Below are 23793 nucleotides of genomic sequence, written 5' to 3' on the forward strand. Positions count from 1 at the left end.
TAAAGTCGGCAATATCCGCCATCAAGTGAAATTTTCCATCCATCTGATAGAATATCGCTCAGCAAAACGCCAATTATTTTTTAGTGAGCCGAAGTAATGACTAATAACCCGACCCAACTTTCCTTGTTACAGGACGACATTCGCCGTCGCTACGATACGCTCAGCAAGCGCCTGAAGCAGGTGGCTCGCTATATTCTGGATAACAGCAACAGCATCGCGTTCGATACCGTCGCGTCGATTGCCCAGCAGGCCGATGTACCGCCTTCAACTCTGATTCGTTTCTCTAATGCCTTTGGCTTTAGCGGTTTTAACGAAATGAAACAGGTTTTCCGTCAGCATCTGATGGAAGAGACGGTGAACTACACCGAACGTGCGCGCCTGTTCCGTCAGACCGCCACCGATGAAAGCGCCTCCGCTCCGGAAAATCCGGCGGAGATCCTGAATGTATTTACCATGGTGAACTCACAAGCATTGCAGCAGCTGGCGATGCAGACTAACCCGGAGCAGCTGGACAAAGCAGTGCAAATGCTGGGTGAAGCGGAAAATATCTATGTTATCGGTCTGCGCCGCTCGTTTAGCGTCGCCTCCTATCTCACCTATGCGCTGCGCCATCTGGAGCGTCGTGCTTTTCTGATTGATGGCCTCGGCGGCATGTTTACCGAGCAGTTAAGCATGGTCAATCCCAAAGACGTGGTGATTGCGATCAGCTACTCACCTTATGCCCGTGAAGCGGTCGAGCTGGTGGAGCTGGGCGCCAGGCGCGGCGCGCATCTGATTGCCATCACTGACAGCCAGGTCAGCCCGCTGGCCGCCTTTAGCGACGTCTGCTTTGTGGTGCGTGAAGCGCAGGTTGATGGCTTCCGTTCACAGGTCGCATCATTGTGTCTGGCGCAGACCCTCGCGGTATCACTGGCGCTAAATAACGCAGAAAACACAAAATAACGTAAAGAAACAGTTTCTTTCAGTTGCTATTTTGACTCTCTGTGCGCGGGGCGTACAACAGAAAAGGAAGTCTGAACCCTAATCATCCGTTTCAGGAGGAAACGTAAAATGAAACGTTCCATTAAGCCACTCTGCATGGTGGCTGCTTTTACGGTTATCACGATGGGAATATGCGCCCCGGCATTTGCCTGCTACCGGCAACGCTCCGATTGTTACTACAACTGTATGCGCTTCCATAACTGGCAATGGTGGCAACGAATGGCTTGTGCTTTAGGTGGCCGCCAGCAATCGCCTTTCGCGGGTTAAAAAAAGGGAGCCACTGATGGCTCCCTTATTGTTTATACACTATTTATTTACGCGGATAGTCGTCACTATTTACCCAGGCATGATCCTTCTCCCAGCTAAATTTCCACAGGCGCACCGGCCCGGCCATCACGTTCAGATAGTAGTTATCATAACCGGCGATAGTGGCCACCGGATGATAACCGCGCGGTACGGTGACCACATCACGGTTATAAGCCGCCATACACTCATCCAGCGAGCGGTCATCGGTATAAACACGCTGCATGGCGAAACCCTGCTCCGGGTTAAAGCGATGGTAGTAAGTCTCTTCGAGATAGGTCTCGTTCTCTGAGTTTTCCTGATCGTGCTTGTGGCTTGGATAAGAGCTGGTATCACCCTCATTGGTATAGACTTCCACCACCAGCAGACTATCAGCCGGTTTATCGTCCGGCAGAATATTATGCACCAGGCGCTTATTGTGGCCCTTGCCGCGCTGCTCCACCCCGACATCACCAGGAGCAATCAGGCGCGCAGGCAGTTTGCCGCCACCCGGCGCATTACAGACCGCCAGCTCCAGATCGGAATCGGCATAGACTTCCACTTTATCGTGGTGCGGTACATAGACCGAGTACGGCGGCGTGCGCTCAAACGGCGACATACGCTTGCCGATGCCGGGAAACTCGGCATGCAGGGTTTTAACCGATGCCAGTCCGGCGACCAGCACCAGACACAGCTCTTTATCGCCACTTTCCAGACTCAGGGTTTGACCTTTTTTCAACTGATAAGCATCAAAGCCCACATAGCGCCATCCGGCGCTTTCCGGCGTAACATGCTGGATGCGACCACTGGCATCCGGTTGTTGATATTTGGCAAGCAAAGACATCCTGCTTCTCCTGTAGTGGATAATTTATCCCAGCGTTGGCATGCTGAATTCAGAAACCGTCTGCTGGCCGCTCGGCCAGCGCACAGTGGCGGTTTTCATGCGGGTGTAGAAACGCACGCCATCCGGTCCATGCACGTTGAGGGCGCCAAACACCGAACGCTTCCAGCCGCCAAAGCTGTGGAACGCCATTGGCACTGGTACCGGCACGTTAACGCCAACCATGCCCGCCTGCACTTCACGCACAAAGTCGCGGCCGGTGTGACCATTGCTGGTAAAGATGGCGCTGCCGTTACCAAACTCATGGCTGTTCACCAGTTGCAGCGCGCTGTTATAATCCGGTGCACGCATAATGCTCAGCACCGGGCCAAAAATCTCTTCACGCCAGATCACCATATCGGAAGTGACATTATCGAACAGCGTGCCGCCGACGTAGTAACCTTCAGCATAGCCCGGCACTTCAAAATTGCGGCCATCAACCACCAGCTTCGCGCCTTCCTGTTCACCTTTATCGATATAACCCAGCACTTTTTTCTGATGCGCAGCGGAAACCACCGGCCCCATCTCATTTTCATCTTTGCCTTTCTGGATGCCAGGGCCGACGCGCAGCGCTTTCACCAGCGGCGTCAGGGCGGCAATCAGTTTGTCAGCCGTATCGTCACCCACCGCTACCACCACCGGCAGCGCCATACAGCGCTCACCCGCGGAGCCAAACGCGCCGCCCATAATCGCATTGACCGTGGCATCGAGATCGGCGTCCGGCATCACGATGGCGTGGTTTTTCGCCGCACCAAATGCCTGTACGCGTTTGCCGTGGGCGCTGGCGGTTTTATAGATATGTTCCGCCACGCCAGAGGAGCCAACAAAGCTCACCGCCTGCACACGCGGATCGGTGTACAGCTGCTCAGCATCCTGGTTCGAACAGTGAATAACGTTAAATACGCCATCCGGCAGGCCCGCTTCGGTCAGCAGTTCCGCCATACGCACAGAAGCGGAAGGATCCAGCGCTGGTGGCTTCAGCACAAAGGTATTGCCGCAGGCCAGCGCAATCGGGAACATCCACAGTGGCACCATCGCCGGAAAGTTAAATGGCGTAATTCCCGCCACGACACCCAGTGGCTGCATCAGCGAGTAGCTGTCAACGCCGGTGCCGACATCAGCGGAGTTCTCGCCTTTAATCAGATGTGGAATACCACAGGCAAACTCCACCACTTCCAGACCACGGGTCAGCTCACCCAGCGCATCAGACCACACTTTGCCGTGCTCGCTGACAATCAGCTCCGCCAGCTCTTCGCGGTGCTCTTCCATCAGCGCTTTAAAATTAAACATGATACGTGCGCGGCGCAGCGGTGAAGTGCGGGACCACTCATCAAAGGCGTTATGCGCCACTTCAATGGTTTTTGCCACTTCCGCGGCGGTGCTTTGCGTCAGCTCGCGTACCGGTTTGCCGGTAGCCGGATCGTAGACCGGAATCGTTTCATTGCTGGCGCTGAATGACGTTTTTCCGCCAATAAAGTTACCCGTGATATTCATGTTCTTGCCTCTTTGATGTGGTGGATCCCTGCAGGCAGACTTCGACCTCACACGCTACCTGACCGGACAAAACCCGAATGCGTGCTAAGAAAGTATTATATTGAAATAAATTTTTCAAATATTTCCCTTTGAAAAATTCGTTTTTAGCGGCGTGGATCGCATTTTTTCGGCAAGGGGGATTTCCCGGCAGCAAACGGGGTTACCAGCGGCGCGGTTCCCTTGTCACTGGCGGATTTTTTGCGAAGCAGATCTAAAAATTTAAATTTCACATTTAACTATTTATGAAATAAATGTTCTTTTATTAGCCATACCTCTGACCCTCTTTCCTGCAGGAGCAACAACATGGCCATCGATCCGACCCGTTTCTGTATTAACCGCAAAATCGCCCCAAAGCTCTCCATCGAGGCGTTCTTTAAGCTGGTGCAACGACTCGGCCTGAACAAGGTTGAACTGCGTAACGATATGACCAGCGGCAAAGTCACGGATAACCTCAGTCACGCTGAAGTAAAAAGCCTGGCGACAAAATACGGCCTGGAAATTGTCACCATCAATGCGGTCTATCCGTTTAATCAGATTAGTGCAGAGCTGCTGGCAAAAACGGAAGGTCTGTTAAAGGATGCACAGGGAGTCGGCGCCAAAGCGCTGGTGCTCTGTCCGTTAAACGACGGCACGCCGATCTCTGACGACGAAACCATGGCGGCACTGAAGCAGCTGGCGCCGCTGTTTACGCAGTATGGCATTCAGGGACTGGTGGAACCTCTGGGCTTCCCGGTCAGTTCATTACGCTCTTCGGTACAGGCGCAGGCGCTGATCCGTGACAGCCAGTTACCGTTTAAGATTGTGCTGGATACTTTCCATCATCATCTGTACGAAAAAGCCGAGCAGGAGTTCGAAGCGGGGATCGATATCAATGCCATCGGGCTGGTGCATCTTTCCGGGGTCGAGGACAGCCGTCCGACCGCTGAGCTGACCGATGAAGAGCGCATTATGTTAAGCAGTGGCGATCTGCTGAACAGCGCCAGCCAGGTGCAGCGGCTGGAGCGGCTGGGTTATAAAGGCGTCTATGCCTTTGAGCCGTTCTCTTCTGAGCTGGATAACTGGCGCGAAGCGGATATCGAGCGCGAAATCCGCCAGAGTATAGCGCTGCTACAGGGGTGATCTGATTGCGGGCGGCGAAAACGCCGCCCCTGCAAAAGACCATCATTTCCCGCGCCGCCCGTCCCGATAATTTATGTCGCCCGCAGCTGCATACGCAGCGTCACCACCAGCGCCAGACACACCAGCAAGCCGCCCAACAGATAGATACTCGGCACCCCGGCATAGCTCATAATCAGGCCAGCAACCGGTCCGGTGATCCCCAGCGATAAATCCATAAATGTGGTATAAGCCGCCAGCGCGCTGCCCTGATTTTGCGGCGGCACCACCTTCACCGCCACCACGCCAATCGCCGGAAACACCAGCGAGAACCCTGCGCCGGTAAGAAATGCGCCAAGATTCGCCATCCACGGCGTCACGGAGCCCCAGACCAGAAACAGCCCAATCGCTTCGACCGCGAAGCAGCAGATCGCTACTTTTAAACCGCCATAGCGATTAATGCTATTGGGGAACAACAGGCGAGTGCCAACAAAAGCGACGCTGAACATCGTCAGGGCAAAGGCGGCGCCCTCCCAGCCTTTGTCCTGATAAAACAGGGTTATAAAGGTGGCAATTACGCCAAACCCGGCGGATCCCATAGCGAGGATCAGACCATAGCCATAAATCTTGCCCAGCACTGCGCGAAACGGCAGCGGCTTACCTTTACTGGCCTTCACCGCCGGACGGCGCAGGGCAAAGCCAATGGCGACAACAATAATCGCCATAATAATTATCGCCAGCAGCAGCAGGCCGCCGAAGTGATAGATCAACACCCCGAGCGGCGCGCCAATCGCCATCGCGCCATAGGTGAAAATACCGTTCCACGAAATCACCCGGCCAATATGCAGCGAACCCACCATGCCGACGCCCCATAATGTCGAACCGGTGCCAGCAAAACTCTGCCCGACGCCGAGAATCAGACGCCCGGCGCACAACAGCACCAGGCTCAGCATCGGCAATCCGGCGCTCACAGCCGCCAGCAGATAGAACACTCCGCTGAGAAAACAGCCGCACAGGCCGACAATCACCACTTTCTTAGGTCCCCAGAGATCGGCATAGCGACCGGCGTGCGGGCGGCTTAACAGCGTCGAGAGATATTGCAGGCTGATCACCAGTCCGGCCCAGAACGCGCTGTAACCCATCACATCATGGACATAGCCAGGCAGTACCGCCAGCGGCAGGCCAATGGTGAGATAACTGGCGAAATTAAAAATAACCGTGGAGATAATGCGCAGATTTAAGCGAAATCCACTTTGGGCAGCTTCCGTTGCAGGTTGCTCAGACATGAAATTTAAGGCTCGCGTTCGGGTGACTGATGGTGCTGAAGAATAACTATACGCGTTTTTCCGCGGTTTTGGTCATACAAATGGGCGATGACTCGCCTGCCCCACTTCCATTACTCTGAAAATCAGGACGTTACCCCCACAGCGGCTACACTTGTCATGCTAACCACTTCGGGAGACCCCATGACCGCACCACAGCAGGAAAAAATTGGCCAGAATATGTTGCTGAAAATGGCAATGCTGGTTGTCATCCTTGCCGGCATCCGTGCAGCAGCAGAGATAATCGTTCCCTTTTTACTGGCCTGTTTTCTCGCCATCGTACTGAATCCACTGGTAACCCTGCTGATGCGCCGCGGTCTGCGCCGCACAGTGGCGATTACACTGGTGATTGTGGTGATTCTGGTGGTGATTACCCTGCTGGTAGTGATGATTGCCAGCTCCGTCAATGAATTCAGCGATCTCTATCCGCAAATACGCGCCACGCTGGAGAAGAAACTGGAGGTGGTGCAGCACCTGGCGGCGACGATACATATCAATATTTCCACCGAGTCACTGGCTGAACGGCTGGATCCCAACGCGCTGATGAATATGGCGACCACGGTATTAACCCAGTTCTCCGGCGCGATGACTAACTTTGTGCTGTTGATCCTGACGGTGGTGTTTATGCTGTTTGAGGTGCGCCATCTGCCCTACAAACTGCGCAACGCACTGGTGAATCCACAAATTCGCATTGCCGGAATGCACAAGGCGTTAAAAGGCGTTACCCACTATCTGGCGCTGAAAACATTGATTAGCCTGGTAACCGGCATCGCCGTCTGGCTCTGCTTACTGCTGCTGGGAGTAAAATTCGCCCTGTTGTGGGGTGTGGTGGCCTTTGTGCTTAATTTTATTCCCAATATCGGGCCGATTATCGCGGGTATCCCGCCACTGTTGCAGGCGCTGGTGCTGAACAGCGTGTATGACGCCGCGCTGGTGGCGGGCCTGTTTACCGCTATCCATATGGTGTTTGGCAATATTCTGGAGCCACGTGTAATGGGCCGCGGTCTGGGGATGTCGACGCTGGTGGTGTTTCTTTCGTTGATATTCTGGGGCTGGCTGCTGGGGCCGGTAGGTATGTTACTGTCGGTGCCGCTGACCAGCGTCTGTAAGATTCTGATGGAAACGACCCCGGGCGGCAGCAAACTGGCGATCCTGCTGGGTGATGGCCGACCGGGCAAAAAAGCGCGTTAGCTTACGGGCGGCGAAAACGCCGCCCCTACAAAAATCGGTGATAATCCGTAGGGGCGGCGTTCTCGCCGCCCGTGTCAATAATATGCACAATACGTAATGACGGCGTTTTCGCCGCCCGAGCCAATATCAGTCAACAATAAACAGCTTCGCGCCTGCATCGGTCCACGAGCGATGCGCTTCAGCCTGATCGGCAACCTGATAACTCATCCCCGCCTGCAGAGTAAATACCCGTCCATCCTCCAGCTCAGTATGCAGTTCACCGTCAAGACACAGCAGAATATGACCTTTCGAACACCAGTGGTCAGCAAAGTAGCCCGCACTATACTCAACCATTCTGACGCGGATATCGCCGAAATGCTGGGTTCTCCACAGGGCGACGCCTTTTTCTCCTTTGTGTTCGGTTGGCGCAATCGCAGACCACGCCGTGGTGCCAAAAGGAATATTGCTGAGTTTCATCTTTTTTCTCCTGGAATGACTATCTGTGAAAAGCGACCCGCTGGTCAAAAAGTCAGTTTTTGGCAGACTTAAGTCAATTTACGCAAAAAACCGCTTAAAAGACATTTCTGTCCGTACGATTATGGCGTAATTAAGGGTGATATAAATATAATCAGCAGATTTACTGACCATGTTATTCTTGATTATGCAGGTAGTCAGGCATCGTCTGGCGCACAAAGGAGTACCGCGTGGTGGCATCAATAAGCAAGAGAGGTGAACACGGCTGGCTATTAATGCTGGCGGCGGGCCTGTTGCCACTGCTGCTGGGCATCTTTTTTACCTTTGTCGAAGCACAGCAAATGGAGAAGCGCCAGCAGGTCAGCACGGCGATGGCGGTGTTAAACCAGGCGGAAAACATCAGCGACCGCGCCTGGGAGATGGTAGCGCAGTTGCAGAGGTATGATCATCAGACCTGCAACGCGGTGGGTAAGGATATTCAGCGCCTCGGCTCCATCGCCGCCTACTTTCGCTCCGTCGGCTTAACCCAGGATAATGAAGTCCTCTGCTCCTCCGCCTATGGTCTTAATCCCGGTACCATTAATACTATGCTGCGCCTGCCGCCCTCACAGCCATTAGACCCGGAGATAACCCTGTCGGTCGCGGGCACCGCAGGCGTGCCGACTCGCCCGGCAGTACTGTTTTTCCGCCGTCAGCCTGAGGGCGATGGCGCCTTTGCGCTGGTTGACGGTCAGTATCTGCTCGACTTTATGCGCGCCCTCGGCGAACCACGCGATTATCAGATCACCGTACAGTTTAATAACGGCTTTCGCATCGCCAGCGGCTATGTCAGAGCGGATCATAATCCGCTGTTCGACAACGAGGTGTACCTTGCCAGCTCGCCGCGTTACCCGATCAACGTCAGTGTCACCTCCCCGGAATCAGAAGCGGTGAAAGCCTGGCGCCAGGTATTCCTCACCTTCCTGCCAATGGCGGCGATCCTCTCGCTGCTCTGTATGGCCTTAGCCAGTAACTGGCTGAAACGCAGGATGTCTTATCAGGAAGAGATGCGCCGGGCGATGGCGAAGCGCGAATTTTCCGTCAATTACCAGCCGGTATATGACGTTTCACTGGCCACCTGTGGCGGCGCCGAGGCGTTATTGCGCTGGCAGCGTGCCGATGGCGAATGGGTGCGCCCCGATGTGTTTATCGCCGCCGCCGAAGCGGAAGGGATGATTATTCCGCTGACGCAGCACCTGCTGGAGATGATTGCCAGCGATGTCGCCAGCTGGGAAGTGCCGCCAGGTTTCCATCTGGGGATTAACGTGGCCGCTGAACATCTGCAGGATCCCTGTTTTGTCGATGATATCCGCCGGTTTATCGCCCGCGTCGCCGATAAATCGCTGGTGATTATTCTCGAACTGACGGAACGCAGCCTGATCAGCGATGGTGAAGAGGTCGTCAACAAGCTGGCCATGCTGCGCCGCGAAGGGGTTGAAATTGCCATTGATGATTTCGGCACCGGCAACTGCTCCCTCTCTTATCTGCAAACTTTTGAGCTTGATTATCTGAAAATCGACCGTGGCTTTGTTAACGCGATTGAATCGGTTGACGGTGAAACCCCGGTACTGGACGCGATTATTAATCTCAGCCATAAACTGGAGCTGACAATTCTCGGTGAAGGGGTGGAAACGGCGATGCAATTTACTTATCTGGAAAATCACGGTGTGAGATTTATTCAGGGCTATCTGTACGCCAGGCCGATGAACAATGAGGCATTCAGCGCGTGGTTGCAAAACGACGGTCGCCAGCCCGCTGAGTTGCTGGTAAATAACCCATAAATTGGACAAATAATCCGCATACGGAAAATCCACAGCACAATTTATTTTTACCCTACATTCTGCTGGCAGGGCGCATTTTTCCTCTGTCAGGCCAGCAGCTGAGTATAGTTTTGTCTGGCACGGACCGATATAAACTGACCGAAAATTACATATATGGCCGTACAGACGATATACTGTAATCCTGCAGAGGGCCGTTTTCTGTAGAAAATGGTTTCTGCCAGTTGTTGTCATTTATGGCTAACGTATAGCCAGCAAAATTTTATCCTGGCCCGGACAGACAGTACGTACGGATCAGTGAGAATTATCACTTTTGGGTAAATACAGGGCATTTATATGAAGCTACGTAGGAAGCGTGTAAAACCAATTGAGTTAGATGATGTCACCATCATCGATGACGCAAGATTACGTAAGGCTATCACGGCAGCGTCACTCGGCAATGCCATGGAGTGGTTCGATTTCGGCGTCTACGGCTTTGTCGCCTACGCCCTCGGTAAAGTTTTCTTCCCCGGCGCCGATCCTGGTTTACAGATGATCGCCGCACTTGGTACTTTTTCCGTCCCCTTCCTGATTCGCCCGCTGGGCGGCCTGTTCTTTGGCGCACTGGGCGATAAATACGGTCGCCAGAAAATTCTCTCCATCACCATCATTATTATGTCGATCAGTACCTTTGCTATCGGCCTGATACCTTCCTATGCCAGCATTGGCATCTGGGCGCCGATACTGCTGCTGCTGGCGAAAATGGCGCAGGGCTTCTCGGTCGGTGGTGAATATACCGGTGCTTCAATCTTTGTGGCGGAATACTCGCCGGACCGTAAGCGCGGCTTTATGGGCAGCTGGCTGGACTTCGGTTCGATTGCCGGTTTCGTGCTCGGCGCCGGGATTGTGGTGCTGATCTCCGCGATTATTGGTGAAGAGAAGTTCCTCGACTGGGGCTGGCGTATTCCGTTCTTCCTCGCGCTGCCACTCGGCATGATTGGCCTCTACCTGCGCCATGCGCTGGAAGAGACGCCAGCGTTCCAGCAGCATGTGGATAAGCTGGAGCAGGGTGACCGCGAAGGTCTGCGTGATGGTCCGAAAGTCTCGTTTAAAGAGATTGCCACTAAGCACTGGAGAGGTTTGCTGGCGTGTATCGGTCTGGTGATCTCCACCAACGTGACCTACTACATGCTGCTGACCTATATGCCAAGCTATCTGTCACACAACCTGCACTACTCTGAAGATCACGGTGTATTGATTATCATCGCGATTATGATCGGTATGCTGTTTGTGCAGCCAGTGATGGGTCTGCTAAGCGACCGCTTTGGCCGCCGGCCATTTGTGATTATCGGTAGTATCGCGCTGCTGGCCTTCGCCATTCCGTGCTTTATGATGATCAACAGTGATGTTATCGGCCTGATCTTCGCCGGTTTACTGATTCTGGCGGTGATCCTCAACGCCTTCACCGGCGTAATGGCTTCCAGCCTGCCAGCGATGTTCCCGACCCATATTCGCTACAGCGCGCTGGCCAGCGCCTTTAATATCTCGGTGCTGGTTGCCGGTCTGACGCCAACGCTGACCGCCTGGTTGGTGGAAACTACCGGCGATCTTTATATGCCAGCATACTACCTGATGGTGGTGGCGGTGATTGGTCTGATTACCGGTATTATGATGAAAGAGACCGCAAACAAGCCGTTACGTGGCGCCACCCCGGCGGCATCGGATCTGGCCGAAGCGAAGGAAATTCTGCAGGAGCATCACGATAATATCGAACAAAAAATCGAAGATATCAGTGATGAAATTGCCGAGCTGGAAGCGAAGCGTAAGCACCTGATCAACCAGCATCCGAATATTAACGAGTAATTCCCGCGTCCCCTCAGGCTACTGAGGGGACTTTTTATTGAAATCCCCTGCCGGCACTTTCCACCACTCCCCGCTGGTGATAACTTTCTGTCAAACAGATTGCAACCCTGGCCGCCCATGAAAAACAGCACCATCAAGGATATTGCCCGCGAAGCTGGCGTTGGCGTCGCTACCGTCGACAGAGTGCTTAACCGTCGTGCGCCTGTGCGTCAGGAGACAGAAAACAAGGTGCTGGCGACCGCGCAACGCCTCGGCTATCGCTTTCCGCAGGGCAATTCTGCTGCTGCCACCGTCATCAAAACCGGCGTGAAGATCAAAATGGGCTTTATCCTGCTGCCCGGCGACTACTCCTTCTATGCCCGCTTGTGTGAGCAACTGCGCCAGCATGCTGCCCCCTGGCATGATGATGATTGTCCACCGGAATTCTGCTTTCATGCGATTAATGCGATTGAAGAGATGGCGCAGCAAATCCGCGATCTGGCGACGCGCGTCGAGGTTATCGGTCTGGTGGCGCTGGACAATGCTTTGATCCGTCACGCAGTGGAGGAAGTGACGCGCAAAGGGGTCAAAGTCTTCGCCCTGCTGTCGGATTTGTCGCCCTGCGGGCATCACGGTTATATCGGCCTGGATAACCGTAAAGCAGGCAGAACCGCCGCCTGGGCAGTGACGAAGATGGGCAGTAATGTTGGCAAAATTGGCATTATCATCGGCGATAATCAGTTTCTGTGTCAGGAAACCTGTGAAATCAGTTTCCGCTCGTGGCTGCGTGAACGTGGCACGCAATACCAGGTGCTGGAACCGATCAGAAGCCGGGAAGATATTGCGTGCGGCTATCAGGCGACACAGCAATTGTTGCAGCAGCATGCCGACCTGACGGTAATTTATGCGCCCTGTGGCGGTATTGAAGGGGTGGTGGCGGCGATAAAGGAGAGCGGCAGACAACAGGCAATCACCATGGTCTGCCATGGCCCTTTTCAGCACGATCATCTGGCGCTGATCAACGGCGATATCGATTTGCTGATCAATCATCGGCTGCCGGAACTCTCCGCTGCCGTCATCAAGGCTTTTCGTCAGAGTTTATTTGAGCCTGCTGGCGGCTTTATCAATCTCACCTGCCCCTTCGAACTGCTGACGCCGGAAAACTGCTAACTGCCTGATGCTGTGAGCCTTACAGCATCCTTCCCCTGCTTCCTCTCGCGTTTTGCGGCTGAATTCGCCACTGAATGATAGTTTTATATCATTTAAATCTATCATAAATAATATGATCACCATCAAAAAACAAACATTCCATCATTGATGGTTTTGGAACATTTATTTAATACTGCGGCAATACCTTATCCTGAAATGCCGGAGATGCCATGACCATTCATATCGCTAACGCCCCCTGTAGCTGGGGAGTCGATGACCCGAAAAACCCATTTTTGCCACCATGGGAAAAAGTACTGAAAGAGGCGTCACAGGCTGGCTACCGCAGTATTGAGTTGGGTCCGTGGAGTTTTTTGCCGACTGACAGCCAACAGCTGACGGCGGCGCTGAACCAGTATCAGCTGTCGCTGGTGGCTGGCACTATTTTTGACGATCTGGTCAGTGAGGCGAACTTCGACAATATCGTCACGCTGACCCATAACATCTGCCGCACCCTGTCAGCCGTACCGACCGCCGCAAAAACCAGCGGTGACAATGCGCCCGCCCCTTATCTGGTGATTATCGATTTCGGTAATGCCGAGCGCGCGCGACTGGCCGGTCAGTATGACAAGGCGCCGCGCCTGAGCGATGCCGACTGGCAGCGCATGATGAAACATATCACCACCATCAGCAAAATTGCGCAGCAGGAGTATGGCGTGCGCCCGGTGATCCATCCGCACGCTGGTGGCTGCATTGAGTTCGCCGACGAGCTGGAAAAACTGGTGGCGGATATTCCACACCAGATCGCCGGACTCTGCCTTGATACCGGCCATCTTTACTATGCCGGCATGGATCCGGTCGCCTCACTCGACCACTATTTCTCGCGCATTGATTACCTGCATTTTAAGGATGTGAATCATCAGGTGTTTGAGAAAGCGGTACAGCAGGAGCTGGATTTCTTTACCGCCTGCGCCGAAGGGGTGATGTGCCCGCTGGGTGAAGGCGCCATTGATTATCCTGCCGTGCGCGCCTTACTGAGCGAGCGTGCCTACCAGGGCTGGATCACCATCGAACAGGAGCGTGATCCACGTAACGTGGCAACCAGTCTGCGCGACGTTACTGCCAGCCTTAACTACCTGCATTCCGTCGGATTCTGACCAGGAGAACATCATGATTAACGGCATTAAACCACTCGACAGATCGCTGCGCTGGGGCATGGTTGGCGGCGGCGGCACCAGCCAGATTGGCTATATTCATCGCTCATCCGCACAGCGTGATGGCACGTTCAGCCTGGTGGCGGGCGCTTTTGATATTGATGCGCAACGCGGTAAAGAGTTTGGTCGCTCACTCGGCGTCGACGAACAGCGCTGCTACCCCGATTATCAGACGTTCTTTGCCGAAGAAGCCAGCCGCGCAGACGGTATTGAAGCAGTATCGATCGCCACACCGAACAACACCCATTTTGAGATCTGTCGCGCCGCGCTGGAAGCGGGCCTGCATGTGGTATGTGAAAAGCCACTCTGCTTTAACACCGAAGAAGCGCAGATCCTCGAAGATCTCTGCGCCCGTCAGCGCAAGGTCATTGGCGTGACCTACGGCTATGCCGGGCATCAGCTGATTCATCAGGCGCGCGAAATGATTGCCGAAGGGTTGCTGGGTGATATTCGTATTATCAATATGTCGTTCTCGCACGGCTTCCATGCCGAAGCGGTCGAACTGGATAATCCGAGCACCAAATGGCGCGTCGACCCGCGTTTTGTCGGACCAAGTTATGTACTTGGCGATCTGGCGACCCATCCGCTGTTTATCGCCGAAACCATGGTGCCGGAGCTGAATATCAAACGCCTGATGTGCTCACGTCAGAGCTTTGTGAAAAGCCGCGCGCCGCTGGAAGATAACGCCTATGTGCTGATGGAGTATGACAATGGCGCCGTTGGCTCGATGTGGTGTTCGGCGGTGAACTGCGGTTCGATGCATGGGCAGAAGGTGCGGGTAATTGGCTCGAAAGCCAGCATCGAATGGTGGGATGAGCAACCGAACCAGCTGCGCTACGAAATTCAGGGCGAGCCGGTGCGCATTCTGGAGCGTGGAATGTCTTATCTTCACCCGCGCGCGCTGGAAGAGGATCGCATTGGCGGCGGACACCCGGAAGGTCTGTTTGAAGCCTGGTCGAATCTGTATCGCCGCTTCGCCATCGCGATGGATGCCACTGACCGCGGTGACGCAAAGCTGCTGGAGAATTTCTGGTATCCCGACGTCCATGCCGGTCTGATGGGCGTACGCTGGGTTGAGAACTGCGTGCGCTCCGCCGACAGCGGCGCCAGCTGGGTGGAATTTCGTTAGTTTGTTATTGCCGGCGGGCGGCGTTTTGTCGTCCGCACACATAATTTGCACCACTTCTGATAACTAATCTTCATCTCAAGCAGCTACACTCTGCGCTGGACCGAAAAACTGAATCTGAGGTGAAGTGTGAAAATTAAAAGTTATGCAGCAATGGCAGCCGGTCAGGCTCTGGAACTGTACGAATATGATGCAGCCACGCTGAGTGCAGAGGAAGTTGAAGTTGAGGTCGAATATTGCGGCGTGTGCCACTCTGACCTGTCGATGATCGACAACGAATGGGGTATTTCCAGCTATCCAACCATTGCTGGCCATGAAGTGATTGGCCGCGTTTCCGCGCTGGGTGAAGCCGCTAAAAGTAAAGGTCTGTCCATCGGACAACGTGTTGGTATCGGCTGGACGGCGAAAAGCTGTCAGCACTGTGATGCCTGTATCAACGGTGAGCAGGTAAACTGCCAGCAGGGCAGCACGCCAACCATTCTGAATCACGGCGGTTTCGCCGAAAAACTGCGCGCCGACTGGCAATGGGTGATCCCGCTGCCGGAAAAACTGGACGCAGCCAGCGCTGGCCCACTGCTGTGTGGTGGTATTACCGTATTTAAACCGCTGCTGATGAGCAATATCACCGCCACCAGCCGCGTGGGTGTGATCGGTATTGGCGGTCTGGGCCATATCGCCATCAAACTGCTGCGCGCTATGGGTGCGGAAGTGGTGGCGTTCAGTTCTACGCCAGCTAAAAAGCAGTCGATTCTGGATATGGGCGCAGATGAAGTGGTTAACAGCCGCGATGCAGAAGAGCTGAAAAAGCAGGCTGGCCGCTTTGACCTGATTCTCAGCACCGTTGCTGTCGATCTCGACTGGAAACCGTACTTCGATGCGCTGGCGCCAAAAGGTAAATTCCATACCGTTGGTGCCGTGATGAAACCATTCCAGGTAGGTGCTTTTGACCTGATTATGGGCGATAAAGCCGTGACCGGCTCTTCAACCGGTTCTCCGGGTCAGCTGCGTTCGCTGCTGAGACTGGCATCGCGTGCCGATATCGCGCCGCAGGTCGAGTTTTTCCCGATGTCGAAAATCAATGATGCGCTGGATCACGTCCGCGCCGGTAAAGCGAATTACCGTGTGGTGCTGAAAGCTGATTTCTAAGTAAGTAGCATGATATGCGGCCAGTGGTCGCATATCTCTTCTCTGCCCGAACACGTTCCCCCTGGCCTGTCCTCCGTACCTTTAAGCGCTCCCCCCTTCAGCAACAGCTACAGTATTTATACCGTCGGCTATCTGCGACCTTTTCTGCTGGATAAGAGCAGCGTACTGGCACGGCCAAAAATGACAGGGTTCTGCTTTTCATCATAACGTGGCAGGATTATGGTATCCCAGGTTATCTCATTGAACGGACAGCAAACTATGGCGAAATTACATGTGGGGATCGTGTTTGGCGGCAAATCTGCCGAGCATGAAGTATCACTTCAGTCGGCTAAAAATATCCTTGAGGCCATAGATAAGAGCCGTTTCGACGTATCGCTGATCGGCATCGATAAGCAGGGAGAGTGGCATCTTAACGAATCGTCCAATTTCTTACTTAATGCCGAAAACCCGGCGTTAATTGCATTAAATCAGTCCGGCAGAAGTATCGCGCTGATCCCCGGCCAGCAGCAGCACCAGCTGATTGAATCGGCCAGTGCGCAGCAGTTGTCGCAGGTGGATGTGATTTTCCCGATAGTGCATGGCACGCTCGGTGAGGACGGTTCGCTACAGGGGATGCTGCGGATGGCGAACCTGCCATTTGTTGGTTCCGATGTGCTGGGGTCCGCCGTCAGCATGGATAAAGATGTTACCAAGCGCCTGCTGCGTGATGCCGGACTGCAAGTCGCGCCGTTTATCAGCCTGAAAAAATCCCAACGCGCGCAGCTTAACTTTGCCACTGTCACCGAACAACTTGGCCTGCCGGTGTTTATTAAACCCGCCAATCAGGGTTCCTCGGTGGGCGTCAGCAAAGTCACCAGCGCCGCCGAGTTTGAACAGGCGCTGACGCTGGCGTTTGATTTCGATAATAAAGTGCTGATTGAACAGGCCATCGCCGGCAGAGAAATTGAGTGTGCGGTGCTTGGTAACGATGCTCCGCAAGCCAGCCTGTGCGGCGAAGTGGTGCTGAGCGACAGTTTCTACTCCTATCAGACCAAATATATCGATGCCAATGGCGCAACCATTGTGGTGCCCGCGCAGATTGCGGCGGCGGCCAGCGAAGCCATTCGCCAGGTGGCGTTGCAGGCATTTAGCGCGCTGGAGTGCAGCGGTATGGCGCGGGTCGATGTGTTTCTGACGGATGACGGTCAGGTGATTGTCAATGAAGTGAATACCCTGCCCGGGTTTACCAATATCAGTATGTATCCCAAGCTGTGGCAGGCCAGCGGGCTGAGTTACAGCGATCTGATTACCCGGCTGATTGAGCTGGCGGTCGAGCGCCATCAGCAAAATAGCGGACTAAAGAGCTCGATTACCTGAGAGTTATTTATAACAGGGTAATCTGGCGGATATCGAGGTGATGGACCATCTCGCGGATAAAGATAAAACCAGCCAGAGCAGGGATGCTTTCCGCATCAATAGCGATAGCGGAATAAGAGAGCTGATCGGCGAATTGATTGAATGCCTGCTCAATCACCGGCGGATAGAGCACGCGGGCACCCGCCAGATAGCTGTCACTTACCTGCTTAAGCAGCGGATCCCGACAAAAAGCATCGCCCCTGATCGGCTGCACTGCATGGTCAGATTCGATAATCTCCTCAATACGGTAAATCATCATCTCCACATCCCAGGCGGTGACCTTGCCGCCCTTTAGCAAACCGTCAGCTACTGCGGTATAACCGCCAGCCAGTTCAACCCGCTGTGGCGGCTGTTGCCACAATAAGGTGACCTTGTCGGACTGAATAGAAAACTCTACTTCATTCATCGCTGGGATCTCTTTGGTGCGGCGGTTGGGAAGTTGGGGTATGGGTGCAGCACAGCAGCTACTGTAGCGAAAATAGTGAGTTATAACCAGGCGGGGTGAGGAAAAATGAAGTGCTATCACTCACAGTGGTTCAGCAACATCATCGTGGACAATTAACCTTTTAGGTTTTTTAATTGCGAAAAAATAACCTAAAAGGTTATAATTAGTTCATTGGGATAATGCAAAGGAATGCAAATGGAAAAGAAAACTCCGCATACCCGGCTGCATGTTGTTCAGGCGCTGGTAGCTGCCGGAAAGGTTAAGGCAACCCATACAGCGCTTTTAGGAGCCGATGATCTGGGTCTTAATTTTAAGGATATGTGTGATGTTATCGCTGGTCTGAAAATCAGTGATTTCTACAAAAGTATGACCAGCTATAAGGATCATACTATCTGGCAAGACGTATATCGTCCGAGATTGTCCTGCGGTAATGTCTATCTAAAACTCACGATCAGCCATGGGGTTGTGATCGTCTCATTCAAGGAGAAGTAATATGAAATGTCCAGTTTGTGGCGGGGCAGAACTTGAGTCAGGGATCAGAGATGTCCCCTATGTCTTCCGGGGTCACAAAATCCAAATCGAAGCAAAGGGCGATTACTGCCCGGCTTGCGGTGAAGTGCTTATGGATCCTGAAGAGTCTGCGGTATTTATGGCGAAGGTTAAAAAATTTAAAGCTGAGATCATATCTCAGACCATTGAACCTGGATTTATTGCTCAGGTGCGTAAAAAGCTTGCTCTGACCCAACAGGAGGCAGGCGAGGTGTTTGGTGGTGGTGTAAATGCATTTTCGCGATATGAAAATGGCAAATCTCAGCCGCATCCTTCAACCGTAAAATTGCTTCGTATACTTGATAAGCACCCAGAATTGTTAACAGAAATTCGTATTTAATTATGTTTCAAGTCTGGGCTGAAGTTTGGGGCATATTGTCTGATGTGGCTAAAAGTAAAAGCCGGGAGGATCGTCGCGATCACTCCCGGCTGACTTTTATTCAATAGTTGTTATATTTGCGGTGCGCGCTTATAAAGTTCTTCAGCCATATCAGCAATGCGTTTTTCATCCACCAACTTATCCCGCCACTCCTGCGGTATACCGGCATAACCATACAGAGCGCCCGCTATCTGCCCGGCGGTTGCCGCTACGCTGTCGGCATCATCGGCAAGATTGGCCGCCAGCAGAATGGCGTCGCGGAAATTATCCGTATGCCAGACAGACCACATCGCCGCTTCCAGCGTGTCGATATCCGCCACGGGTTGGGTTGGCGCAAGCCACTCAGGAACTGGGGCATCGCCGGTAAGCCAGGGTTGATAATCAATCATAAAATCCTTCTTTATCATTATCTGCTATGCCTAATAATCTTTTTTCTTGAACGATATCATAGTCAGATTTCCTTCGTGTTTTGCAGGCCTCAGGCTAAGGCCGAGCAGCTGTGCTGTCAAAGCACAGTTGAAACCTCTAAAGGTATATTAAAAGTTAGTATGTCGCCGGAAATATCCACGGGAAGAGATCAACCACGATCATCATCATGGATTATACATTCACGATTTCACCAGCTACGTACCTACACCGTAACGACGAGGTAACATATGACACTGGCAACCCTGAATTTACGAATCGATGCCGAACTGAAGGCTGCTTTTCTGGAAGCGGCAAAAGCGATGGACCGCAATGGCTCTCAGCTTATCCGCGACCTTATGCGTGAAACTATTCAGCGCCAGCATGATGCATGGTTCCGGGAACAGGTACAGGCCGGGATTGCCCAGGCGAACCGTGGCGAAGTTCTCTCTGGTGAATCTGTCGAAGCATCAGCAGTTGCGTGGCGCGAACAAGCAACGAAGAAACTGGCTGGTAAGTAATGGAAATACTATGGACGCAGTTAGCCAACCGGGACAGCCGCCTGATTTGTCCGCCACACGCCCAGATTCACCGTAATGCGATCTGTCAGCCCACATCCGTCATGTGTGAAACAGATTGATCAACAGCAGGCAATCATCCTTTCCCTCTTCCCGGCAAAGCTTCGAAGAAAATGGCGTTTAGCGGGTTTCTGCTGTGCTTTTATTATCACCAGATAATCCACTCAACAGGAACGCCCATGAAACCGTTTCGCTTATTACTGGGCAGTACGCTGTTGCTTACAGCCCTCATATCTTTACCGACTCACGCCGCAGATGAAGCCTTACGCATCGGCTACCAGAAATCTTCCACACTGCTGACGCTAATCAAGCAGCGTGGCGATCTGGACAAGGCCCTGGCGGCCCAGGGTGTAGAGGTGAGCTGGCACGAATTCTCCAGCGGCTTGCCGCTACTGGAAGCGCTCAATCTGAATAACGTTGACCTCTCGGCTGACGTCGCTGACACCGTGCCGGTATTTGCCCAGGCGGCAGGCGCCAATCTGACTTACTACGCGCGTGAAACCCCGTCGCCTGATGCGCAGGCTATTCTGGTTCCAGCCGATTCGCCGATCAAAACGCTACAAGATTTGAAAGGGAAAAAAATCGCCGTCACCAAAGCGGCGGGTAGTCATTATCTGTTAATTGCCGCGCTGAAAAAGGCCGGACTGAACTTCAGCGATATCACGCCCGCGTGGCTGACGCCCGCAGACGGTCGCGCAGCGCTGGAAAATGGCAGTGTAGCGGCCTGGGTCACCTGGGAACCCTTTGTCACCAGTTCGACAGTAGCAAAGCACACGCGCGTGCTGGCAAGCGGCAATGGCCTGGCGAGCTACCAGCGTTATTATCTGGTATCAACACCTTTTGCCAAAGCGCATCCGCAGATACTCAACACGGTATATAACGCGTTAAACAGAGAAGCTGCGTGGCTAAAAGCCAACCCGGCCGATGCCGCCAAAATTTTGTCGCCGCTATGGGGTAAGCTGCCGGTAGCAACCGTTGAGCAGGCCAATTCGCACCGCAGCTATCAAATTGAGCCGGTGAAAAAAAGCGACCTGGCGGAACAGCAGAAGATTGCGGATGCATTTTTTGATGCGAAGCTGCTGCCAAAGCGTATTGATGCGCAGGATGTGGCAACCTGGGAGCCGGGGGGGCAGTAGAGGTTATCAGAGCCGGAACTCCGGTTCCGGCGTAACCGGTTATTTGTACTTTACGTTGAGGCTAATGGAAGCACCACAGGCGCTGGCGTAACGCTCAAGCGTCTTCATGCTGGCCCCGAGCGGATTTTTTTCCAGTCTTGTCAGCGCGCCAGGTGAAATTTCCAGACGACGCGCAAGCTCCACCTTGTTCAGGCTGGCATGCTCCCGCATTTCGTGCAGGGTAGCCAGCATCTCCAGTTCTCTGTCTGCTTCTGCATATGCCTGGCGGGCCTCTTCAGTGTTAAGCATACGGCTGCGTAGTTCTTTTATGCTTACCGGTTTCATTGGAAATCCTCCAGACGTTGCCGCGCCAGCCTTATCGCTTTTGCGGGGGTTGTTTGCGTTTTCTTCACAAAAGCGTGAAGAAGGTAGACATGTTGCCCTTGAGCATAGCAGTACAACGTACGCGCTATATCCGCGCCTCCTACTCTAAGTTCAAAAAGGCCCGCGCCGATCACCCTGCTATAGGGCATCTTAAGTTGTCCTTCCGTTTCAAGCCGCTCAATCAACCGGAACATTTGACCACGCAGGCGATCCGGTAATTCTTCCAGTTCCTTCGCGGCAAGTCCATGCGCCGTTACTGTGTACATGTTGTCTCCATTTCAATGAGTTTAATATATATCCAGATTAATATTTACGCAAAAAGAAAATTTCACTAAATAGTGAAATTCATCTTTAAGATAAAACTACCTGTTAATACAGAACAAACTGCTGACTGGCCGGCGCACAAAAACCAGCCTTGTGCTCATCGTCTAACGCTATTTCAGTGATCCGGCCTTCCAAACGCGCAACGAAACGTCAGCTTTCTGGTGCAGTAACTCTGCTTCCGGGATGTGAACCATAAATCGGTATACTCAAAAACCTGTCAATAGGGTTCAGATTAAAATAACTTATTCATATAGTACTTCAATTTAGGGTATTGAGAGCTATTCAGCATTGGTACTGTACCGTCCATCAGATGCCGCCCTGCGGTCGCGCAATGGCGACTAAATAGACTACGGCATTCAGGTGTTGCAACTCCGTTTCGGCTATCCGTGCCATAACTCATATCCTCAAAAACCTAACAATAGGGTTTGTATAAAAATAACTCGACCTCACCATACCACATAATGTAGTATTTACAACATATCGTGGTAAAAGATGAGGTAAGTTATGGCTGTGTTATTACATTCAGGAAGAACAACAGCTATGGCTATCAGCGACGAAGAGCGTGATTTCTTCATTGCACTCGGTGAGCGTTTTACCCGGTTGCGCAAGGCACACGGCATAACACAGGCCGAACTGGCGGAGAGACTGAACGTTTCGCAGCAGACGGTGCAGGCATGGGAAGCAGGACGCAGGCGTATCAAGGTGTCATCGCTGCCCGAGGTGGCGAAGATCTTTTCGATCTCACTGGAAGAGTTATTTGGCGGCGAAGTCCGCAGGCCGGTGAACAGACGCGGTCCGTCACCGAAGTGGCAGCAGTATATGGAAGGGATCGATGCACTGCCGAAGGCACGGCAGAAGATGATTGCGGAGATGCTGGGCGCGATGATCGCCGGGCCGCAGGAGTAGTTTTTTAGCGCGGTGGTAAAGGGCTGCAACCCTCTGCCACCGCTCACCACGGGCAACTAAGCAGGAGTTGATCATGGCTGATCACGATTGTAAGTCAGGGGAAGGGATTTCCAAAGCGGAACGCCGCTGTATTGTGGGATATCGCCCAAAGGGCGGCGACCGCAGCACGCCGCAGGTTAACATTGCGGGTAAGTGGCTGAGAGAGGCGGGGTTTGACGTCGGGACGGGCGTCAGCCTGAAGGTGATGGATCGCTGCCTGGTGCTGATCCCCGACGATCCGGAAGAGAAGCCTCTGAGGGAACTGGAGAAGCAGCTGAAGGCGCAGCGCAGCGAACTGGATCACGCCCTTCAGCGGATAGGGGCGGCGCTGGCCTGACGGGCGGCTAAAAATAAAAAGCCGGAAGGATCTTGGGATCGCTTCCGGCTTTAACTAAGTAAAAATATTAGCCAATTAATTTCACAATATCGTTTTTGATATCCAAAGCTAATTTAACTAGCTCACTACTATATTTACCTGTATCCGATAATATTTTATTGATATGGAACTTTAATTTCATAAGGATTTCACCAGATGTAGCACTGTAATCAATAGCATCTGTGATTTCCTGAGCCAAAGCTGCATTATTGATAGACTCGTTTTCTAATGCGGCGGCTAACTTCCTTGAGCGAGAATAAATATCGTTTTGCATAATTAGAACAGGCTAAATGTCTCAATGTGAACAGCATCTGGCGGAACCACTGCTTCGATCCCACCCCCTAAATTATCACCAATACCAGGCGCTGGCCTTGTCACAAAATCTGAACCAGGTTTTAAACGCGCAGTCATTAAGAAATTACTTCTGTCCACGTTTTCTTGAGGGATTCCGTACCGGTTTGCATAACCCGGTGAATGAGGATGTTCCAAAGCCCAAAACTGAGCGCCGACTGTTTCACTGCGACCGGTAGTGCCTACACGATATAATGTAGCGCCATTTTCAATTTGCGCTCTTGCTGCTAATGCTTCTGGTGCAGTCGACTGACTTGCAGGCCCATATGGAGTTTCTACATCAGGTGAACATCTACTCAGTCCCAGCGGATCGATCCAGTTCAGTGGATTAGGTGCATATGCATAGAGGTTTGTTCCACCCATTAACCCTATCGGATCAGGCTGGTTAAACCTTCCGTCTTCAGGATCGTACTATCAATTACGATTATAATCCCCCCTTTTTTTGGCATCGTAATTCATAGTTAACTAGTTCCTGATATTAGGATTTGAGATTGGAACAGGCATAGGCCTGAAGATACTGAACGGCTAACACGGGTGGGC

Annotated in this window: 26 protein-coding genes and 1 pseudogene; 17 read left to right on the forward strand and 10 right to left on the reverse strand. The window is 52.9% G+C overall.

Translation table 11 applies throughout. The features are described 5' to 3' along the window. The first annotated feature begins 96 nt into the window (after positions 1-96). Both J2125_RS09670 and J2125_RS09675 read left to right on the forward strand, forming a co-directional pair. A complete protein-coding gene (locus tag J2125_RS09670; protein ID WP_017799512.1) occupies positions 97-942 on the forward strand; it encodes a MurR/RpiR family transcriptional regulator in 846 nt (281 codons plus the stop codon). Positions 943-1050: 108 nt separating this feature from the next. Then, complete coding sequence (locus J2125_RS09675) at positions 1051-1248, forward strand: hypothetical protein (protein WP_157819413.1); 198 nt, start codon at positions 1051-1053, stop codon at positions 1246-1248. Positions 1249-1291: 43 nt separating this feature from the next. On the opposite strand, the gene iolB is transcribed toward J2125_RS09675, so the two are convergent. Continuing rightward, positions 1292-2107: a 5-deoxy-glucuronate isomerase gene (gene iolB, locus J2125_RS09680; RefSeq protein WP_017799513.1), complete on the reverse strand. Its 816-nt coding sequence runs from the start codon at positions 2105-2107 to the stop codon at positions 1292-1294. A gap of 24 nt (positions 2108-2131) precedes the next feature. Continuing rightward, entirely contained in the window at positions 2132-3637 is a 1506-nt protein-coding gene (locus J2125_RS09685) for a CoA-acylating methylmalonate-semialdehyde dehydrogenase (protein ID WP_017799514.1), read from the reverse strand. 342 nt (positions 3638-3979) lie between these two features. Between J2125_RS09685 and J2125_RS09690 the strand changes: the two genes are divergently transcribed. After that, complete coding sequence (locus tag J2125_RS09690) at positions 3980-4795, forward strand: TIM barrel protein (protein ID WP_017799515.1); 816 nt, start codon at positions 3980-3982, stop codon at positions 4793-4795. Between the two features lie 71 nt (positions 4796-4866). On the opposite strand, the gene J2125_RS09695 is transcribed toward J2125_RS09690, so the two are convergent. Further along, complete coding sequence (locus J2125_RS09695) at positions 4867-6057, reverse strand: MFS transporter (RefSeq protein WP_017799516.1); 1191 nt, start codon at positions 6055-6057, stop codon at positions 4867-4869. Between the two features lie 180 nt (positions 6058-6237). Between J2125_RS09695 and J2125_RS09700 the strand changes: the two genes are divergently transcribed. Next, positions 6238-7284 carry an AI-2E family transporter gene (locus J2125_RS09700; protein ID WP_017799517.1) on the forward strand — a complete coding sequence of 349 codons (1047 nt, stop codon included), beginning with the start codon at positions 6238-6240 and terminating at the stop codon, positions 7282-7284. A gap of 126 nt (positions 7285-7410) precedes the next feature. Here J2125_RS09700 and J2125_RS09705 read toward each other — a convergent pair whose 3' ends face one another. After that, entirely contained in the window at positions 7411-7740 is a 330-nt protein-coding gene (locus J2125_RS09705) for a DHCW motif cupin fold protein (RefSeq protein WP_017799518.1), read from the reverse strand. A 230-nt stretch (positions 7741-7970) separates the two neighbouring features. On the opposite strand from J2125_RS09705, the gene J2125_RS09710 reads away from it, so the two are divergent. From J2125_RS09710 to ddlA, 7 genes are all read left to right on the forward strand, one after another. Continuing rightward, positions 7971-9557 (forward strand): EAL domain-containing protein, encoded by a 1587-nt coding sequence (locus J2125_RS09710; protein ID WP_100229606.1) that lies wholly within the window; start codon positions 7971-7973, stop codon positions 9555-9557. A 333-nt stretch (positions 9558-9890) separates the two neighbouring features. Then, the gene (gene proP, locus J2125_RS09715) at positions 9891-11396 is read left to right on the forward strand and encodes a glycine betaine/L-proline transporter ProP (protein ID WP_026111490.1); all 1506 of its coding nucleotides are present in this window, start codon (positions 9891-9893) and stop codon (positions 11394-11396) included. Positions 11397-11513: 117 nt separating this feature from the next. Beyond that, a complete protein-coding gene (locus J2125_RS09720) occupies positions 11514-12545 on the forward strand; it encodes a LacI family DNA-binding transcriptional regulator (protein WP_017799521.1) in 1032 nt (343 codons plus the stop codon). A 209-nt stretch (positions 12546-12754) separates the two neighbouring features. After that, on the forward strand, positions 12755-13678 hold the full coding sequence (locus J2125_RS09725; protein ID WP_017799522.1) for a TIM barrel protein: 924 nt from the start codon (positions 12755-12757) through the stop codon (positions 13676-13678). 13 nt (positions 13679-13691) lie between these two features. After that, entirely contained in the window at positions 13692-14864 is a 1173-nt protein-coding gene (locus J2125_RS09730) for a Gfo/Idh/MocA family protein (protein WP_017799523.1), read from the forward strand. 126 nt (positions 14865-14990) lie between these two features. Further along, on the forward strand, positions 14991-16007 hold the full coding sequence (ahr, locus tag J2125_RS09735; RefSeq protein WP_017799524.1) for an NADPH-dependent aldehyde reductase Ahr: 1017 nt from the start codon (positions 14991-14993) through the stop codon (positions 16005-16007). A gap of 258 nt (positions 16008-16265) precedes the next feature. Next, entirely contained in the window at positions 16266-17363 is a 1098-nt protein-coding gene (gene ddlA, locus J2125_RS09740; RefSeq protein ID WP_026111491.1) for a D-alanine--D-alanine ligase, read from the forward strand. Between the two features lie 7 nt (positions 17364-17370). Here ddlA and J2125_RS09745 read toward each other — a convergent pair whose 3' ends face one another. Continuing rightward, on the reverse strand, positions 17371-17808 hold the full coding sequence (locus tag J2125_RS09745) for a hypothetical protein (RefSeq protein WP_017799526.1): 438 nt from the start codon (positions 17806-17808) through the stop codon (positions 17371-17373). Positions 17809-18042: 234 nt separating this feature from the next. Here J2125_RS09745 and J2125_RS09750 point away from each other — a divergent pair, with 234 nt between their 5' ends. Then, the gene (locus J2125_RS09750; RefSeq protein ID WP_017799527.1) at positions 18043-18339 is read left to right on the forward strand and encodes a type II toxin-antitoxin system MqsR family toxin; all 297 of its coding nucleotides are present in this window, start codon (positions 18043-18045) and stop codon (positions 18337-18339) included. A 1-nt stretch (position 18340) separates the two neighbouring features. Then, a complete protein-coding gene (locus tag J2125_RS09755; RefSeq protein ID WP_017799528.1) occupies positions 18341-18736 on the forward strand; it encodes a type II TA system antitoxin MqsA family protein in 396 nt (131 codons plus the stop codon). A gap of 110 nt (positions 18737-18846) precedes the next feature. Here J2125_RS09755 and J2125_RS09760 read toward each other — a convergent pair whose 3' ends face one another. Continuing rightward, positions 18847-19164: an ADP-ribosylglycohydrolase family protein gene (locus J2125_RS09760; protein ID WP_017799529.1), complete on the reverse strand. Its 318-nt coding sequence runs from the start codon at positions 19162-19164 to the stop codon at positions 18847-18849. Between the two features lie 267 nt (positions 19165-19431). Here J2125_RS09760 and J2125_RS09765 point away from each other — a divergent pair, with 267 nt between their 5' ends. Further along, positions 19432-19701 carry a CopG family ribbon-helix-helix protein gene (locus tag J2125_RS09765; protein ID WP_017799530.1) on the forward strand — a complete coding sequence of 90 codons (270 nt, stop codon included), beginning with the start codon at positions 19432-19434 and terminating at the stop codon, positions 19699-19701. Between the two features lie 236 nt (positions 19702-19937). Then, on the forward strand, positions 19938-20894 hold the full coding sequence (locus tag J2125_RS09770; protein WP_017799531.1) for an aliphatic sulfonate ABC transporter substrate-binding protein: 957 nt from the start codon (positions 19938-19940) through the stop codon (positions 20892-20894). A 39-nt stretch (positions 20895-20933) separates the two neighbouring features. Here the strand turns inward: J2125_RS09770 and J2125_RS09775 are convergent, their stop codons facing one another. After that, positions 20934-21218: a helix-turn-helix domain-containing protein gene (locus J2125_RS09775; RefSeq protein WP_017799532.1), complete on the reverse strand. Its 285-nt coding sequence runs from the start codon at positions 21216-21218 to the stop codon at positions 20934-20936. Then, the gene (locus tag J2125_RS09780; protein ID WP_017799533.1) at positions 21215-21523 is read right to left on the reverse strand and encodes a type II toxin-antitoxin system RelE/ParE family toxin; all 309 of its coding nucleotides are present in this window, start codon (positions 21521-21523) and stop codon (positions 21215-21217) included. The genes J2125_RS09775 and J2125_RS09780 overlap by 4 nt, the downstream gene beginning before the upstream one ends. 598 nt (positions 21524-22121) lie before the next feature. Between J2125_RS09780 and J2125_RS09785 the strand changes: the two genes are divergently transcribed. Continuing rightward, positions 22122-22487, forward strand: a complete 366-nt coding sequence (locus J2125_RS09785; RefSeq protein WP_017799534.1) for a helix-turn-helix domain-containing protein — start codon at positions 22122-22124, stop codon at positions 22485-22487. 73 nt (positions 22488-22560) lie between these two features. Next, positions 22561-22863, forward strand: a complete 303-nt coding sequence (locus J2125_RS09790) for a SymE family type I addiction module toxin (RefSeq protein WP_017799535.1) — start codon at positions 22561-22563, stop codon at positions 22861-22863. A 67-nt stretch (positions 22864-22930) separates the two neighbouring features. On the opposite strand, the gene J2125_RS09795 is transcribed toward J2125_RS09790, so the two are convergent. Together J2125_RS09795 and J2125_RS24965 are read right to left on the reverse strand one after the other, a co-directional pair. Then, positions 22931-23176 (reverse strand): hypothetical protein, encoded by a 246-nt coding sequence (locus J2125_RS09795; protein ID WP_017799536.1) that lies wholly within the window; start codon positions 23174-23176, stop codon positions 22931-22933. Positions 23177-23538: 362 nt separating this feature from the next. Continuing rightward, positions 23539-23664 (reverse strand): annotated as a pseudogene (locus J2125_RS24965) (RHS repeat-associated core domain-containing protein); the annotation flags it as partial. Positions 23665-23793: the final 129 nt, after the last annotated feature.

The sequence above is a fragment of the Winslowiella toletana genome (genome assembly GCF_017875465.1).
In the GTDB taxonomy this organism is placed as follows: Bacteria; Pseudomonadota; Gammaproteobacteria; order Enterobacterales; family Enterobacteriaceae; genus Erwinia; species Erwinia toletana.